A 16,545-nucleotide genomic window follows, 5' to 3' on the forward strand; every position below is an offset into this window, starting at 1 on the left:
TGTGTGCACAAACACAACCGGCATCGACGTGATGCTTAATGCCGTGCGCGAGCCGTATGCGGGGAAACTCGCACGTACGGTTCTTCGGGGGCCGCGTTTCTGGAAGGGAGCGCGGCCACCCTCTAAAGCCGACACCGCTCGTTTGAATATGTTCCAGCAGACGAGCGAGCAAGCAAATTTGAGGAGTGCCTCGTGAATGTCGCTACGACGATCGAATCGGATACGAAGACGCCGGAAGTTATGGAGCCACGAGTGAGTCCGTTCTACTACCCAGCGGAATTTGCCCAGACCACTGCCATGTTCAGTTCGACGTCGTGCGATCACCGGTCTGATGCCACGATTACGCAAGCGCTGGCGATGTGTGTCGGAGTCGTAGCCGCGATCGCCGTAAATGATCTTGGGCTTGCGAAGTGGTCTGCCGCGCGTGCCGCGAATCTGGTGGATGGCGTCGACCAATGGCAGCAATTGGGTGACGTCGTGACAGTTTGCGCCGGTCAATGTCACACTGACCGGCACACCGTTGGCGTCTACGAGAATGTGGTGCTTCGAACCTGGTCGGGCACGATCCGTCGGGTTTGGCCCGGTTTTTCGCCCACCCCAACAGCTCGCACGGAGGAAGAATCGACGGCAGCATACGAAAGGTCCAGTTGCCCGGATTCGCGCAGCTTGTCGAGCAGCAGCGCATGCAGCCTGCTCCAGACGCCCGCCTTCTGCCATGCGTCCAGACGACGCCAGCAGGTCGCGCCCGAGCCAAACCCCAGTGCGGTCGGCAAGTGGTTCCATCGCATCCCGGTGCGTAACACGAACAGGACGCCATTGAGCGCTGCCCGGTCCAACACACGAGGTCGGCCTCGACGTTCGTTGTTTCGACGCTTCGGCTTCGGCAATAACGGTTCGATCAGTGTCCACAATTCGTTGTCAATGATCGGCGCCTGCATCCCCTCGGTCTCCGTTGTCTGGACGGCAGAGGTTAACATCGCGCCAGGAAAGTAAACAGCCCCTCACAGCGATTTTTTTGAACTGGCCTCTAAGCTAGCCTGCGGCATTTTCGTTCATTTGGACGAGGACGGTAGCGTCATTGGACGATAATACCCGGGTCGCCTCAGGTTGGCAGAAGCCTGTGGCCGGCTCGGCTTTTACGCTTCCCACCTGGCAGAACACCATTGTTCGCCGCATGGAAGGGGGCCCATCGCCGAACCTGTTCTTGTCGAGCGTCGCACAGAGCACCGGGAAACTTCGTCTCTGCCCCTTGGTCATGCTGCTTAGCCTTCATCATCCGCACAAATATCGCATCTGTTGGACCCGCGTCGTTTGTCCGCAAGATTACTGACGCGTACCGTGCCGAGGAACGATACAACACAGCACCGACGGCCAACCATCAGTTGTTGGATTGCTTCGGATGATTGTGGTCGGCCAATCTGCAAGCCATGCATATTCGCTCGCGGCATCAGTTTTCGAGCCAGGGCTTAAAAGCTTCAACTAATTGTACGACCGAATGCAATTCCCCTTCCCCCAAATCTGCCCCCTGACCTTAGACGCAGCAATAGAGAGTGGATTGTGCGTAGTAGGAACAGCGTCTCCTGTGCGACGAACTCTGCTTGATCAACTGGAGCAGGCAGGGGGCCAATTATCTTCTTTGCCAGATCGCGTTTGGCGATCTGTCCTTGGATGCCTCACTTTTCACAGCAATGACCAACTAATCCGAATTGATGGGCCGAACTGCGTAAATGTGAACGTACCCGAACTGGGCAACACTAGGGCGTGAGCGCTGCAACAATGCAGTAGCACTCAATCGAAATGAAGCACTCTCAAGGAGAGAAAAAATGGGTTACATCATAAAAACAGATGACAATGCCAGACTAAGACTCGGCATCCAAAGCCGGTTATACGAACAGTCAAGTGTTGACCTTATCAGCCGAGCCGGCACGCTCCGCGGCGGGAAAATCCTTGAAGTTGGCTGCGGCAGTGGCGCGATGACACTGCATCTGGCACGCGCAGCCGGACCTCAAGGAACGGTAACGGCTATAGATAGCAGTCAGGCGCAGCTAGATGCATCCCGCCAATTCGTAACGGAAAGTGGTTTCGAGAATGTTACATTTTTGGAAGGGGACGTTAATTGTCTGGATCATTTGGATAACTCATATGACCTAGTCTATTGTCGGATGGTGCTCCATCATGTGGCGGATGCAGATCATGCAATCCGTGAAATGGTGAATGTCCTCGGCCCAGATGGCCATTTGCTATGCGAGGAACCGGTGATTCATGACGGCTCATTCTCGTTTCCACCGTCCGAAGCGATCGATGAGTTTATAAGAATCTTAAGATCTTGTTTTCGCATGAGTAAACGTGATTATAAAATCGCCTTCCGTATGGAGACTGTGATAAGGAATCTCGGTCTGGAAATTGAACATGGCCGCTTGTATCATCCGTTACTGAATTCACCCGAGGAGAAATTGCTTTACGCGATGAGCTTGAGGGACCTCGCGCCTCAGATGATCAAAAACGGGATAATCGACCCCTCGTCAGTTTCTGCCCTGCATGAGAGACTATCGGATCTGGCGAATTCTGAGACGACAATGACTTGGGCGAGGATGCACAGCGTTTTGGCACGGAAGCCTCATGATATAGAGCCGCACTGATCAAATGCTGGAGCTAGCGTCAAGAGTGGTGTATGGGCAGCCTGATGGCCGTCGGTTTCAAGCGGCGGGTTTCTGCTGACCCGATCGATCGTCTCGCACCGGTTCGCCGTCCTCGAAGGGGATGCCTTCGAGGAACAGCTTGATTTTTTCCGGGCCGTTGATGCGGCGCCAGGTTTTCTCCGCCTCTTCAATCAGCTTGAATGCCAGACCACGGGACTTCGGCAGCGACACGCAGTTGCGCGTACGCGTCGCGCGATGACGTACCGTCGCGAACGTCGGCTGGATCCACAAGGAGGGCGCTGGTGAGTTCACGCTGTCAGGTTTTCTGAAGATCAGCATTCAGCAGGTACCGGTGAGGAAGCGCCGTTTCGGTAAAAGGCCGTTTGCCGGCGAAGAGCGCTGTTCGAGGCAAAGCCAGCAAGGATTCGGATCAAGGCGCGTGCGCTGAAAAAACTGAAGGACGCCTCGGCTCAAAGTAGACTTCGTGCCTGTTGCCTTCAGGAGGCTCCTGACAGGTGTCAGCTGGCTTTGCCTTTATACAAGTTCACGACTTGCTCGTTGGGCGTGTCGGTCCCCGCAGTTACCCTTTTCCCCGAATTTCGACTTCGAGCCGATTCTCGCTGCACGACCGGCAGCTCGCACAAGCCATAACCACTCAGGCACGCCTTCTTCCATCTGCAGTCATCTGGCAGACTCGTAGCGAACGCGCTTTCCAGCCAGGAAGAGTTCGACACGCCTCGCATCGGACACCATCAACGTCTGTGTATCAAAGCCCGCCTGGGGATTTTACGAAAGCCGACGGCGTTATAGCCTCGGTGGTATTTATATCGATACAATTTACCGGATCGGCGTTTGCGCTTAGGCATCTGGTGCGGAATCGAAGGCTTGCGTCGAACCACAGCCTAAATGCCGCTACCTAATGTTGATGAACCTGTGTGTCTGCAACGAGACACGCCATGCTTAGCTGTGCGCCGCCTTCATGCAGATGCCTATGGTACAGGACGACAGACTCAACGGCTGCAACCAGATCGGTGTGCCGCGCGCGTGATGGATCGGGTCAACTCCTCGATGTCGCGAAGGACTCAGGCTGAACCGATACCACCGGACTGCGCAGCCGGTGACGATGGCAGGAAAGCGGTGAACGTGATAAAAGGCGTTTGCTTTCTTCACCGTTTCATTCTACCGTCGCGTTCTACCAACAGACAAAGCCGTCGGCCTAGTTGCGGCGCATCTGGTCGAGATCGAACAGATTCAGGGGCGAACCGCCCTGACTCGGGCCGACCGGCTTTGGCGGCACCATCGGATCGTCGTTGTCCTTCATCAGGTTGTTGTCCTGATGGTACGCGCCCTGCACACCTTGGATATAGTCGTAGCGGTTCGATGTGACAGCCTGCGCCGTATCACGATCGTTGATGATGACGGGACGCAGGAACACCATCAGATTCGTCTTCGTGCGGCTCTTCTCCTCCGAACGGAACAACTGGCCGAGCCACGGGATGTCGCCGAGCAGCGGCACCTTGCTGTTGCCGTTCGAGTACTTGTCCTCCATCAGGCCGCCGAGCACGATGATCTCGCCATCGTCGGACAGCACCGTCGACTGCACCGAGCGCGTGGAGATCGTCACGCCGCCCGGATTGTTCGTCGACGTCGGATCGACGGACGAATCTTCCGAATAGATTTGCAGCTTGATGATGCCACCATCGGTGATCTGCGGCTTCACGTGCAGCACGATACCGACGTCCTGGCGGTCGAACGTGTTGAACGCGGTCACGGACGTCGCGGCGTTCGCGGTCGGCGTTGCGTACGAACCCGTCACGACAGGGACGTTCGAGCCGACGACGATCTTCGCTTCCTCGTTGTCGAGCGTGATCAGGTTAGGCGTCGACAGGATGTTCGCGTCGCTCGATTGCGCCAGCGCCTGCAACAGGCCGCCCAGACCAAACACATTGCCGAAGCGGTGCAGCAGGCCGACGTTCAGGCCGTTGTTCAGCAGGTTCGTGCCCGTCGTCGCGAGCGCCGCGGCCGGGTTGTTCGCGATGATCGCGCCCTGCGCGGTCAGGTTCACGATGCCCTGGCTGCCGTTCGCATTGAAGTTCGAACTGCCGTAAAGACCGTTGTTGCCGCCGTTCGACAACAACGCGCCCTGCCACTGGATACCGAGGTTCGCGCTCGACGTCGCCGACAATTCGACGATCAGCGCCTCGATATACACCTGCGCGCGGCGCGAATCGAGCTGGTCGATCACGCTGCGCAGATTGCGGTAGACGGGGTCGGACGCGGTGATGATCAGCGAGTTCGTCGCCGCATCGGCCTGGATCATGCCGCCGGGCTGGTTCTCTTCGCCGCCGCCTTCCTTTTCGCCGAGGAACGCAGCCTCCTTGTTGCCTTGGCCGCCATAGGTGCCGCCGCCGCCGAGCGGATTGCCGCCCATCGAGGACGACGAGCCGCCGAGCGAGCCGCCCGGCAGCGGGGGCTGGCCCGAGGTGCCCGTCGACGAGCTCGCGTTGCCCTGGTTGAACGAGTTGGCAGCATTGCCGCCGCTCGACGACGTCGATTCGTTGCCGCCCTTGCCGAGCATGCCGCGCAGCGTCTTCGCAAGACGCACGGCGTCCGCGTTGCGCAGCTGCACGACGTGGATGTTGCCGGGCTGTCCGGTGGCTGCATCCAGCTGCTTCGCGAGCGATTTCGCCGCCGCGAGGCGCGCCGCGTTCGACGCGCGCAGCAGCAGCGAATTTGTACGCGGGTCGGCCTGCACGGAGACCTTCAGCGCCGCGTCCGTATTGCCGATCGAGCCGGGGTCGAGCATCTTCGACATCTGTGCCGCGACGTCGAGCGCATTCCCGTTCTTCAGCTGCACGACCTGCACCTGCTGGCCGGCTGCCGTATCGACGCCCGCAATGATCTGCGCGATGCGGCGCACGTTATCCGCGTAGTCGGTGACGACGATCGTGTTGTTCGACGGATACGCGGCGACCGTGTTGTTCGGCGAGATGAGCGGACGCAGCACGGGCAGCAGGTTGTTCGCCGATTCGTTCTTCAGCTGGAACACCTGCGTGACAACCTGATCGCCGCGCGCCGCAGGCGCATTGCCGACGTAGGTCGGCACGCCCTGCAGTTTCGCATCCGCTTCGGGCACGACCTTCAGCACGCCGTGATCCTGCACCAGCGAAAAGCCCTGCATCCGCAACGCGGACTGCAAGGTCTTCAGCGCCTGATCTTCCGGAACAGGATTCTCTGAGACGAGATCCAACTGCCCCTTCACGCGCGGGTCGACGATGATCGTCTTACCCGTCGCCGCGCCAATCGCCTTGGCCACCTGATCAATGTCGGCGTTGACGAAGTTGAGCGTCACCTGTGCGTGTGCAGTGTGCGCGGTGATCACTCCAGTCAGCAGCAACGCCGTTGCAATGCGAAGTAAAGCCATACGATTTATTCTCTTGATGTATAGAGTGAATGCCCATTCGGCGGCAGTCGATTCCAAGCGCGCAGCGCTTACAGGCGCATTGTCACGTTGCAGCGGTGGTTGCCTAAAAATGCGTCGATTAAGAAGTCGGAACGCTGCGCGTTGGATTTTTCAGTCTCAGGCGAGTTTTCGCGACATCGAAGAATTAATGTTCGAACGCCAGGTTTCGACATACGCGCCTAGCCGTGCTCGATCGCGTTGGTCGGGTGCTGCCTCGACCACGTGCCCCGCCGCGAAGAAGTGCGGCTCGGGGCCGAGGATCTTTTCAGTGACGGCAAGCACGCGCCGACCGAGCGGGCCGACGTAGTCATCAGCGACGTCGAGAGCCCCCGCGGGCCATCGAATAGCGTGCCGATCCGCTTCATCATCACGATCTAAGTGGCCCAGCCGAGCGCCGAGCCGATCGGAAATGCCAGCGCGGGATGTTCAGGCGGCACTGTCAGGTTGCTGGAGGGGTGTCGGTAGACTGAAGCAATGAAGAGGACCGAATCGCCCTATCATGGCCACGTCAACCGTTGCACAACTAGCCGTGCTCGATAGCTGATTCAGCAAGTCCTTGTCGAGACCCTGAAAAGTGTGGGAACTGCAGGCGTGCCAAGATATTGCCATCTTATAGTATGGCGCGAGCTTGGCATCGACGCCTGAATCACACGACGCGAGCGTGGCATCGGTGCGTAAGCTACCGTCCGAGCCACTGTACCCATAGAACCCGACTGCACTTAGAGCAATCCAGAAAGTTCCAATGTGTCTTGCTATCTTCAGCATCTTCGCTATCCGATCAATCATTAGTCATCCAAATCTAACATCGTCTTTCAAGCAGCGTAAAAGCTGCCATCGTATTTTAATCTTGCATCTGGCAAACTAAATTGATTAGCATCAGTTGTTAGAGTCGTAATAGTAAATTAATTTCTAGTCCTTTATGATCGGTATAAATATATTTTACCTCTACTTAAACAACACGCACTTCATATCACGCATGAGCTAAGGTCAGCACCTGTCCATCACACACGAGGCGAGGCTGTGTCGCGATAGTAGAACCAGGCCACGCATGCCCCGCTACAATGAGGATGACTTACGGCACCAGATCTTACGTGATCGGTCGATCGCTATGCGGGTCAGGCCGCCCGGGAACAACGGGCACCGATATTCTTACTGTCGGAGTGATGGATCACGCCCCCTCGGGTCGTCGCTGCAGCAGCGTCATGTCCAGTGCGCGCAACATGAGTTCCGTGTACAGATCGTTCGACATCGCCCAGCCGACGATGCGGCGGCTGAACACGTCGATCACCGCCGCCAGATAGAGAAATCCTTTATCGGTCGGGATGTAGGTGGCATCCGCGACCACGGCACGTTCGCGGCACCGGAACTGAAGTGCCGATGTACCAGATCGGGCGCATGAGCCTGGCATAATGCCGGCAAAGGAAACCGGACGATGACAAAAAGAACCCCGGCGCACTCACTCAGCGGCGTTCAAGGCGAACGTGGCATTGGCCGCTGCCCGAGGCGGCCATACCGCCTGACTGCGCGGCCATTCGGTGCTCTTCGCCACGGCGGTGGATATCATCAACTCGTTGAATGCTGCGTACGTGCATAGCCTTTCCAGCAGCCTAGCGCCTGCAGCGCCTTGCGATCGAGCAATTCCCCCCAACTTTCTTGAATTCGGGTATCAGGGTACGCAATTCGCAAAAATCGCTCTACGCTTTTCTACGAAGAACCTTAAAAAAATCACCGGGATAGCACAAACAAAATTTTATATTAGAAGGGGAGTTGATTGGTGGCATGATGATGCCCAAATCGGTCGGAGTGCTGGAACCGCTTGAAGCTGGCACGCACAAGGTTCTTCACCACCACGCAAGAATCCGGTTTCCTGTCATCTGTATATGTTCCCAAAGCTGCAAACAAACGGGGTGAACGCAGTCAAGGCACCATAGCAACAGCGGCTTGCAGCCAGCGCTGCTCAGCGAAGGCTAGCCCTGCCGAGCGTTGTGCGGACGAATACGTATAGGAAGGTCTGCAAAGTCGTGGCGTTGAAGCAGCGCGAATTAGTTGAGAAGATGAGTGATGTCGCAGCTGGGTCTTGGTCTGGATCTGTCAATCAAGCGCGCGCGCAAGAGGGAATTTCTCGGTGAGATGTGGCGTGTTGTGCCTTGGTCGAAGCTGATTGCGCTGATCGATCCGCACTATCCGACGAGCAAAACCGGACGACCGCCTTGCCCGATCACGACGATGCGACGCCGACTCCGGACCGGTTCATACAGTCATTGGAACGGCGGCCAATGTGCACGACATCACCGTTGCCCAGGCGTTGCTGCACGGCAAGGAGACGGATGTCTACGCTGACGCCGGGTATCAGGGAATCGAAAAGCATTGTGAGGCAGACGCAGCTCGTTGACATGTTGCGATGGGATCGGGCAAGCGCAGACTACTGGACCTGAGTGATCCTATGGACGCGATACACGATGGAGCGGCTCAAGGCCGGCATCCGTGCGAAGGTTGAGCACCCGTTTCGCGTCATTAAGCGGCAGTTCGGCTATGCGAAGACCCGCTATCGTGGTTCGATGAAAAATACTGCCCAGATCACCACGTTGCTCGCTTTGAGCAATTTGTGGATGGCGCGCAGAGCTTTGCGAAACGCTTAAGATCGGGCCGGTGCGGCGATATGTTTCACCGGCACAGCCCCTGACAGGTACTCGCACCGGGGCGATCTCCGCACCGTCACCATTCAGACTGCGATGAGTGTGGAAGATCACCGCTATGAAAACGACTTCTGCAGATGGTATGGACGCCTCCCCCCCGGAAACGGGCCGTCGTGACGATGGCGAAGCGAAATCGATAAGGCTCGAGCATCCACGTGTGCGAAAGTGGAAATACTCGTCACCATACTCTGAGGAGAATCGAAATGAAGCTCACGATCATTGGGATGGACATCGCCAAGCAGATGTTCCAACTTCATGCGCTCGATCCCCGAAGCGGCCAGATCGAACGGTTCAAACTCAAGCGTGCCCACGTGCTCGAGTTTTTTGCCGGGCGCGCACCTTCGATTGTTGTCATGGAAGCGCGTGGCAGTGCCCATGACTGGGCCAGACGACTGCAAGCCCTTGGTCATCAGGCGAAGCTGATATCTGCCCGATCAGTGCGGCCCTTTGTGTTGCGAAACAAGACTGACGCGGCCGATGCGCGAGCAATCTGCACTGCCGCGCAGCAGCCGGAGGCGCGTTTCGTCGCCATCAAGAGCGAGGAGCAGCAAACAGTTCTGGCGATACATCGGGTGCGCGCGCAGTTGATGAAGTTCCGCATTATGCAAACCAACGCGTTGCGCGGCCTGCTGTACGAGTTCGGAGAAGTACTGCCTGAGAGCCATCGGGCGTTCAGCAAGGCATTCCCTGCCGCGCTTGCACGCGCCGCTGAACGGCTGCCGGCCATACTCATCGACAGCCTGAGGGAGCAATGGGCTCGTGCACAAGACATCGATCGGCAAATCGCCGTTCTTGAGAGACGTCTTGCGATCCTGTTTCGTGATAACCCGAACTGTCAGAAGGTTGGTGATATTCCTGGCGTTGGACTTCTGACCGCTACGGCAACAGTTGCCGCTGTTGGCGACCCACGCACGTTCAAGTCCGGTCGCGAGTTTGCCGCGTGGCTGGGTCTCGTGCCACGGCAGACCGGAACCGGCGGACGGGTCCGGCAGATGGGCCTGAGCAAGCGCGGCGACACCTATTTGCACACGCTACTGATGCACGGTGCCCGTTCGGTGATCATCCAGGGCAAACGTTCGCCCTGGATTGACGGCTTGCTCAAGCGTAGACCTTTTAACGTGGCGGTTGCCGCCGTCGCCAACAAGCTGGCGAGGACCATCTGGGCGGTGCTGACCAGGCCGCAGGGTTATCAGGTTCCGCCGTGCGCTACCGCATAGATTTCACGACCCAACGATTCGCGACACTTCCATTTTCCCTCAAGGAGCGCAAGCACGTGCTGCCTGATGGCTAACAGGTTGGACCGGGGCGAGGAAAACCCGATAAGGAAGATGAACCATATTGCGTTCGATTTGCAGATGAGGACCTCGCCAGCGAATTCCATTAGGGCCAGCAGGTCATACCGGCCTGCGCAAACGGGCCGGACATAAGCGTGCTGCCTTTACCTGCCAGCCAATATCGCAACATTGTTTGCAATCCGGGAGGCGTCCATATAAGACCTTCCTTAACGCTCGCCGCTGACGACGCACATCGAAAATTATTGCTGCCAAACCGCCAGATCGCCGTAGACGGCGTATCGAGCAGAAGCCGAGTCGTGAAGTCCCTCGGACAAGAGCGCTCTAGCGCTAGACAATAGGAGGTGAAATGAAACTCGACATCGAGACGTTCCGGCAATTGCGCCATCTTGCTCCGGTCATCGACGACGTACTGAACGCAGGAGAGGTCGAGCACGCGGACCAAGCTCTGAACCTCGCGGCATTATCACAACTTTGTTTGGAGTTATTCGACGCCTATCGCAGCATACACCGCGAGGAGGCGCAAGCTGGCCCCGACATAACCAGACTCGACCTTTAGCCGCGGGTCGCGTCCTTGCGCAAGCAACGCGAGGAAGTTGTCAGCGAAGTTGAACGCTTAGTGCACGCACACCCTCTTTGGCCGGTCCTGACCAGCGAGCCGGGAGTCGGCGTCAGGACCGCCGCCAGACTCCTCACTCAAGTCGCTCACAAACCGTTAGCCTCAGCCGCACATCTGGCTCCCTACGCCGGCCTCGCCCCGGTCAAGGCCGAGCCAGCGGCCTTGTTTGGCCTGTGGCGGCCGACGTACTACCAGGGCCCTAAGCGGCCTTCGAGCGTGAAGGCCTCGCCGGCCTGTTACCCCGCCCACGTGGTCCGACGTCAGCACACAAGGTCACAGACGAAGTTATGCGATTCATGGAGCAACACCGGCACGCTGGCAGTCCACTGCAAGCGCATGTTCTGGCTGCGCTAGTGCAGACCAGTCTCGGTGTCAGCGTCCACCCACGCAGTATCGAACGCGCGATGGCGCTTAAAAAGAACGATGAGTCATGCGGTCGCGTCCATGCTGGTGAGGCAATGTTGCCTTGCGATGCGCTTGAGCTCTGCGAAGGCTTGCGTGCCGTAGCGCCTTGTGAGCGACGGATCACGGATGGTATGGGCGCGATCATCTTCCATGGCATGTGGCGAGGGCTTGTTGTGTTGGCGACGACACGCACCGCGCCAACGGTGAAGCTGCAGCCGGCGCCGACCGCGCTGCCTGCGGCGGCGCACGATCGCCAGCGCTCATGGCATCTTCGATCAGTCATGTTGATGCCCTCATCTATTTCTTGCGGGGCGATAGCGAGATGGTCCCGCACGCCTGATTCGAGTTCCTGCAGCGCAGCGATGCTCTCTGCGGTGTCCGGAAACAGGAACCGCGTGTCATGCGAGGTCGCGCTCTACCTTGATGACGCCGCTGTGGAAGCATTGCGCGACATCGGCAAATGGTCAACCCATCCAAAGATGTGGCGCGCACGCATTGATCTGGCATCGTGCAGTAGACGAAGCCGCTGCCGGATAACCCGTACCTTACTTGCTGACACATGGCTGCATTGTGCCAATCTGTGTCCCTCCTGTGTCAGTATCGCGGCGATCGTCGCATCGTCGAGGCCTTGCTGCGCGAGTTCAAGCAGACGGGTCTGAGTTTCGGCGCCCGGGAGAGCGTCGATATGGCTTGCACCCCGGGGTTCAACTTCCAGTTGGGTGATTTCGCCACCTCGCCATACAACACGGATTGTGATCCGGTCACGCGTGACGCGATGCAGGATCACTTTGTCAATAAGGGAACGCAGCAAAGCCTTCTCGCGTCGCGATTGACTTCCGTTCGCTGCCCGATTTCCGGTAGCCGAGCACCGAGCGCAAGGAAGTCATTTTGATCTTCATCATTCAGCGCCTCCGGCTTGCATGCCTCAGGATAGTCCACACTTAACTTAACGCTGGGACTTTTGCAGAGATTCCCGGTGCTTCTAATCACGCTATACCTCGCATTGACTTGCTACGAATATCAATTTTATTTGTTTGATATGGCCGCGCCCGGTTTGATATGGTACGTATTCGGGCTATTCAAGATGAGCATTAGTGTTGCCGACGAGTAATACAGCCATCTACAAACGGAACAAGGATCATCCATCTCTTCTGTCAACGATCAACACCTATTTCCGACGATCTTCCGTTCCAAAGCATACTCAATGCAACAGGAGTTAACCCATGCAGGACTGCATCGCATCTTCACAAATCTCATCACCAACTATTGACCTGTTGTATGACTACGCCCCCTTCCTTGATCGTTGCGAGTCTGAAGGGAGCATCGGCTCGTTGTCGCCACGCACCTCCTCCCCGCGCGTTGCCATCGTTGGCGCAGGGATCAGCGGTCTAGTGGCTGCCACGGAACTGATGCGGGCAGGTGTGGACGATGTTACGCTATTTGAAGCCCGTGATCGGATTGGAGGAAGAATATGGTCGCAGTCATTCGATCCTCGGTATCCGCATCTTATTGCTGAAATGGGCGCAATGCGTTTTCCTCCGAGTGCGACCGGCCTATTCCATTACCTGAACAAACATCGCATTTCCACGGCAGAGACTTTCCCGGATCCAGGAATAGTCGATACCGATTTACATTATCGCGGTACTCGCCATACGTGGCTCGCAGGCGAGCCCCCGCCGCCATTATTTGCAGTCGTTTACGAAGGCTGGAGAGCATTTTTGCATGAAGGATGCGTGCTCAACGACAGATCTCTTGTTGCGCCGCTAGCAATCACGAGCATGTTGAAGTCACATCGGCTCCAGGAGGCGCGTGCAGCATGGCAGGCGTGGCTAGACGTGTTTCGTGACAGTTCTTTCTACGCCGCCATTGTTGCGATCTTCACCGGTTCTCACCCTCCAGGAGGTGTCCGTTGGGAGAGGCCCTATGACTTTGAACTGTTTGGTTCTTTGGGCATCGGATCCGGGGGGTTCCTGCCTGTTTATCAAGCGGGATTCACTGAAATACTGCGCTTGGTCATCAACGGCTACCTGGACGATCAGCGCCTCATTTCCTGCGGAATCTCGACGTTAGCCGAGCGACTTGCCGCACAAAAGATCGGTGAAAGCACCGTCGGTGAACGGGTTCGCTTCAGTAGCGTCGGCCGCATTCACAAAGAAGATGGAAAGATAAAGCTGATAACCGATCAAGACGAGTCGTTGGCTTTTGACCGCGTGATCGTCACGAGCAACACGAGGGCAATGCAAATGGTCCACTGCCTGACCGACGACGAAACTTTTCTAAATCGCGACGTGTCACGCGCCGTCAGGGAATCACATCTTACCGGATCATCGAAGTTGTTCATGCTCACGCGCGACAAGTTCTGGATCAAAAATGATCTGCCGGTCACCATTCAGTCCGACGGTTTTGCTCGAGGGGTGTATTGTCTTGATTACGAACCCAACAAGCCGGACGGTCAAGGGGTGGTTCTGCTCAGCTACACGTGGGAAGATGACGCCCACAAGCTACTGACCGTCCCTGACAAAAGGCAGCGGTGCGAGTATTTTATCGACGACCTTGCCACATTTCATCCAGAACTTGCGCGCCATCTAGTTCCTGCCGATGGTGACTATGAGCGTAATGTCCTGCATCATGACTGGCTGACTGACCCGCACTCGTCGGGTGCCTTTAAGCTCAACTATCCAGGCGAGGATGTTTATTCGCAGCGCCTCTTCTTCCAGTTCAGGACCGCGAATGATCCGGCAACTGATAGCGGCCTCTATCTAGCCGGATGTGGCTGTTCTTTCACTGGTGGGTGGATTGAGGGAGCCGTGCAGACAGCCGTGAACAGCGCCTGTGCCGTAATACGCAGCACGGGAGGAAGGCTTGTGTCGGGCAATCCTCTTGATGAAGTCTGCAGCGCGTATAGCTATTGATCTCGCGCCTGATGACTCTCTTAGGAGAATCACGTGCATGAAGCGTCAACCGCTAGATGACGCGATCACAACCCTACGCCGTTCTGCAGTCGATAGAACCGTAACCCGGTCCTCCACCGGCGTGCAAGGCCCAAGACCGCAACTCACAGCCTAACTTGCCTTATGAATAAAGAGGAATCGCCATGCAGTACTAGTAAAGGTATTGCCCGCATTTCGTTTTATGGAATAAAGCTCTCTTCTGCGCGTGGAAGTTTTATGAAACTTTTATTTATCGCTCTCTCAGTTCTCGCAATCACTGCCTATCTTACTGGACATTTTCCAATTGCGACAAACTCATACTCCCTAAATGGCACCGACATAAACGGAGATCAACTACATGAATAAGCATAACGGATATTCTTAAACGCGTCTTCCGTGAGCATGTACGCCACACTGACTTAAGTATCGATCTCCCTCCAACGTCTTGCGGCGCTTGCCGCGCGCACCTTAAGCAGGGCCGACGGCGTATGATCTGCCGCCTTAGCGACAACAACATCCACAGGCAACAGCGACGGCACCTCCGGTGCTCGCTTCGGCGTTGCGCCCTCAGGAAGCGTGGCAAACCGTACTCTCCTGCCAGATAAAGCCGTCTCCATTTGAACAACAGGTTCGCATTGACGTCGTTGCAGCGCGCGATCAACGCCACCGACGCGCCCGGTTCGAACGACTGTTCAACGCTAGGTCGTCCTGACCGTCACTTTAATGTCGGTGTTCCATGCTACTGACCTCGCCGCGGCACTGCTTCATTCTGACAGAGCCTTCGATAAACTTTCTTTTTAAAGAACTCTTTCGTCGGGCTGCACAGCAACGCAAGAAACAACTTCCTGCTCAGGGAACGGAATGGAACTGCTGATCCAGAGCGCCGGTTCGGTAATAACGCGTAGCGCGACACCTTCAGTAGACGCCGCGATAACATGTCGACTGTCATTTCTTGCGGGTCTTGCCTGTGGTTCGTGAGGGTTTGATTTCGTGTTCACGCTTCATTACCTTCCGCTTCGATTGCCCCGCGACAGCAAATGCAATAGTTGCGCCAACGCCACGAGACACAGGATAGGTATCTTCCGACACATTGTTGATCGGGCTGGTTGATGGCCGTCCACCCTCCAAAACGCGCTTGTGGGATCTTCTGCCAAGTATCTTTTGTGGGATTGCTGATGTTGCATATCCGACAATGTTGGATGTGCAACACCTCGGATTGCCGCGACGCGATGGCGGATTAAGGCGGCGAATTTGACTGGTGTTGCAACGACCGGTTAGATCCGCCCAATTCGTATCAATTCGATACGCGAGCCGTTTGGCCGAAGCAGGCACTAAAGCGCTCGGTGAGCACAGTGCGGCGATTCCACAATAACGCGCTGGACGAAACGATTAATGATCTTTAGACCGTGTTATGAACTTTGAAGTACTGGCACTGCATGCACGAGCATAAGCATGGCGAATACCACGAAATGAAGCCCGGCAAGAGTTTCAGGTAATCGCTCATAGTCCCGCGCGAGGCGGCGAAAGCGGTTGAGCCAGCCAAAGCTGCGCTCAACCACCCATCGCCGGGGCAGCAACACGAAACCTTTCTTTGCTTCCTGCAGTTTGATGACCTGCAGATCAATGCCTTCATTGCTGGCGGCCTGCGCAGCGTCTTCACCTGTGTATCCTTGATCCGCGAAGGCCACCTTGACCGTTTCTCCCGTGATTTCCTGCACCTGTCGCGCGAGCTCTGCCACCTGCGCACGCTCCTGCTCGTTAGCGGGCGTTACGTGCACTGCGAGCAAATGTCCCAGCGTGTCGACTGCAATATGGACCTTGCTGCCACGCTTGCGCTTGTAGCCGTCATAACCCGCGCGCGGACCGCTCTCGCAGGTGGACTGCATTGTCCGGCCATCCAGAATCACGGCGCTGGGCTGGCCCTGCCGTCCTTGCGCGACACGGATGATCGAGCGCAAGTCGCAGACCATGTTCTCAAAGCAGCCCGCCTGCAGCCACCGCTGGGTCTGCTGGTACACCAGCTCCCACGGAGGAAAGTTGTTGGGCATCATTCTCCATGGCGCACCAGCACGCACGATCCAGCGCAACGCGTTAAACATTTCTCGCAGTTCGTACTTGCGCTGCGGTGCTGCTTCATCCATCAGCGTCAGATACGGCGCCGCGAAGCTCCACTCTTCGTCGGACACGTCTGTCGGGTAGGGTTTGCGTTTTTCTCCTGTCATCCCTCCAGGGTACCAGGTTCTAGAAAAAATTCCTAACACGGTCTAAGGACGAAGTCATTCGTCGCCGTTAGATCTGCAAACTGCCGAACTTTCCACTCCTGAAGGAGTTGAGCAGGAACTTTCCGACCGAGTTCAGACGGCAACTCGGTGTGTGTTGTTGGCGGTCTAAAAGCGCGCATAAATGACGACAGGAGCTTGAGCGAATCCGTCAACAATTAAGGGGCCCACGCGGGCCCCTTCCTGTTGATGCTGACCTGGAGTCAGAACGAAGGCGGGCCG

Annotated in this window: 9 protein-coding genes and 6 pseudogenes; 8 read left to right on the forward strand and 7 right to left on the reverse strand. The window is 56.8% G+C overall.

The features are described from left to right. Nucleotides 1-138: 138 nt before the first annotated feature. Nucleotides 139-938: pseudogene (locus AABE10_RS35265) on the reverse strand (IS5 family transposase); the annotation flags it as partial. Between the two features lie 885 nt (nt 939-1,823). Between AABE10_RS35265 and AABE10_RS35270 the strand changes: the two are divergent. Next, nucleotides 1,824-2,639: a class I SAM-dependent methyltransferase gene (locus AABE10_RS35270; protein WP_342937684.1), complete on the forward strand. Its 816-nt coding sequence runs from the start codon at nt 1,824-1,826 to the stop codon at nt 2,637-2,639. Nucleotides 2,640-2,696: 57 nt separating this feature from the next. On the opposite strand, the pseudogene AABE10_RS35275 reads toward AABE10_RS35270, so the two are convergent. After that, a pseudogene (locus tag AABE10_RS35275) lies at nt 2,697-2,924 on the reverse strand (IS256 family transposase); the annotation flags it as partial. Between AABE10_RS35275 and AABE10_RS35280 the strand changes: the two are divergent. Continuing rightward, a pseudogene (locus AABE10_RS35280) lies at nt 2,914-3,110 on the forward strand (HU family DNA-binding protein); the annotation flags it as partial. The pseudogenes AABE10_RS35275 and AABE10_RS35280 overlap by 11 nt on opposite strands. A gap of 587 nt (nt 3,111-3,697) precedes the next feature. Here AABE10_RS35280 and AABE10_RS36565 read toward each other — a convergent pair. Next, a pseudogene (locus AABE10_RS36565) lies at nt 3,698-3,809 on the reverse strand (IS6 family transposase); the annotation flags it as partial. Nucleotides 3,810-3,855: 46 nt separating this feature from the next. Continuing rightward, complete coding sequence (gene gspD, locus AABE10_RS35285; protein WP_342937685.1) at nt 3,856-6,063, reverse strand: type II secretion system secretin GspD; 2,208 nt, start codon at nt 6,061-6,063, stop codon at nt 3,856-3,858. Nucleotides 6,064-6,324: 261 nt separating this feature from the next. Between gspD and AABE10_RS35290 the strand changes: the two genes are divergently transcribed. Further along, entirely contained in the window at nt 6,325-6,480 is a 156-nt protein-coding gene (locus tag AABE10_RS35290; protein WP_342937686.1) for a hypothetical protein, read from the forward strand. A gap of 790 nt (nt 6,481-7,270) precedes the next feature. Here AABE10_RS35290 and AABE10_RS35295 read toward each other — a convergent pair. Beyond that, a complete protein-coding gene (locus tag AABE10_RS35295) occupies nt 7,271-7,447 on the reverse strand; it encodes a DDE-type integrase/transposase/recombinase (protein ID WP_342937687.1) in 177 nt (58 codons plus the stop codon). An 885-nt stretch (nt 7,448-8,332) separates the two neighbouring features. On the opposite strand from AABE10_RS35295, the pseudogene AABE10_RS35300 reads away from it, so the two are divergent. The 5 genes and pseudogenes from AABE10_RS35300 to AABE10_RS35320 form a co-directional block, all read left to right on the forward strand. After that, a pseudogene (locus tag AABE10_RS35300) lies at nt 8,333-8,741 on the forward strand (transposase); the annotation flags it as partial. Between the two features lie 260 nt (nt 8,742-9,001). After that, nucleotides 9,002-10,015: an IS110 family transposase gene (locus AABE10_RS35305; protein ID WP_342937688.1), complete on the forward strand. Its 1,014-nt coding sequence runs from the start codon at nt 9,002-9,004 to the stop codon at nt 10,013-10,015. A 424-nt stretch (nt 10,016-10,439) separates the two neighbouring features. Next, the gene (locus tag AABE10_RS35310) at nt 10,440-10,649 is read left to right on the forward strand and encodes a hypothetical protein (RefSeq protein ID WP_342937689.1); all 210 of its coding nucleotides are present in this window, start codon (nt 10,440-10,442) and stop codon (nt 10,647-10,649) included. A 12-nt stretch (nt 10,650-10,661) separates the two neighbouring features. Beyond that, nucleotides 10,662-10,853 (forward strand): annotated as a pseudogene (locus tag AABE10_RS35315) (transposase); the annotation flags it as partial. Nucleotides 10,854-12,337: 1,484 nt separating this feature from the next. After that, entirely contained in the window at nt 12,338-14,026 is a 1,689-nt protein-coding gene (locus AABE10_RS35320; protein ID WP_342937690.1) for an NAD(P)/FAD-dependent oxidoreductase, read from the forward strand. A gap of 304 nt (nt 14,027-14,330) precedes the next feature. Here the strand turns inward: AABE10_RS35320 and AABE10_RS35325 are convergent, their stop codons facing one another. Both AABE10_RS35325 and AABE10_RS35330 read right to left on the reverse strand, forming a co-directional pair. Next, on the reverse strand, nt 14,331-14,711 hold the full coding sequence (locus tag AABE10_RS35325) for a hypothetical protein (RefSeq protein WP_342937691.1): 381 nt from the start codon (nt 14,709-14,711) through the stop codon (nt 14,331-14,333). A 742-nt stretch (nt 14,712-15,453) separates the two neighbouring features. Further along, nucleotides 15,454-16,266 (reverse strand): IS5 family transposase, encoded by an 813-nt coding sequence (locus AABE10_RS35330; RefSeq protein WP_342937692.1) that lies wholly within the window; start codon nt 16,264-16,266, stop codon nt 15,454-15,456. Between the last annotated feature and the right edge of the window lie 279 nt (nt 16,267-16,545).

Origin of the sequence: Paraburkholderia diazotrophica (genome assembly GCF_038900755.1) — a bacterium.
In the GTDB taxonomy this organism is placed as follows: domain Bacteria; phylum Pseudomonadota; class Gammaproteobacteria; order Burkholderiales; family Burkholderiaceae; genus Paraburkholderia; species Paraburkholderia diazotrophica_A.

Coding starts and splice junctions, on each gene's coding strand:
- AABE10_RS35270 (WP_342937684.1), top strand. CDS start 1,824: ATGGGTTACATCATAAAAACAGATGACAATGCCAGACTAAGACTCGGC.
- gspD (WP_342937685.1), bottom strand. CDS start 6,063: ATGGCTTTACTTCGCATTGCAACGGCGTTGCTGCTGACTGGAGTGATC.
- AABE10_RS35305 (WP_342937688.1), top strand. CDS start 9,002: ATGAAGCTCACGATCATTGGGATGGACATCGCCAAGCAGATGTTCCAA.
- AABE10_RS35310 (WP_342937689.1), top strand. CDS start 10,440: ATGAAACTCGACATCGAGACGTTCCGGCAATTGCGCCATCTTGCTCCG.
- AABE10_RS35320 (WP_342937690.1), top strand. CDS start 12,338: ATGCAGGACTGCATCGCATCTTCACAAATCTCATCACCAACTATTGAC.
- AABE10_RS35330 (WP_342937692.1), bottom strand. CDS start 16,266: ATGACAGGAGAAAAACGCAAACCCTACCCGACAGACGTGTCCGACGAA.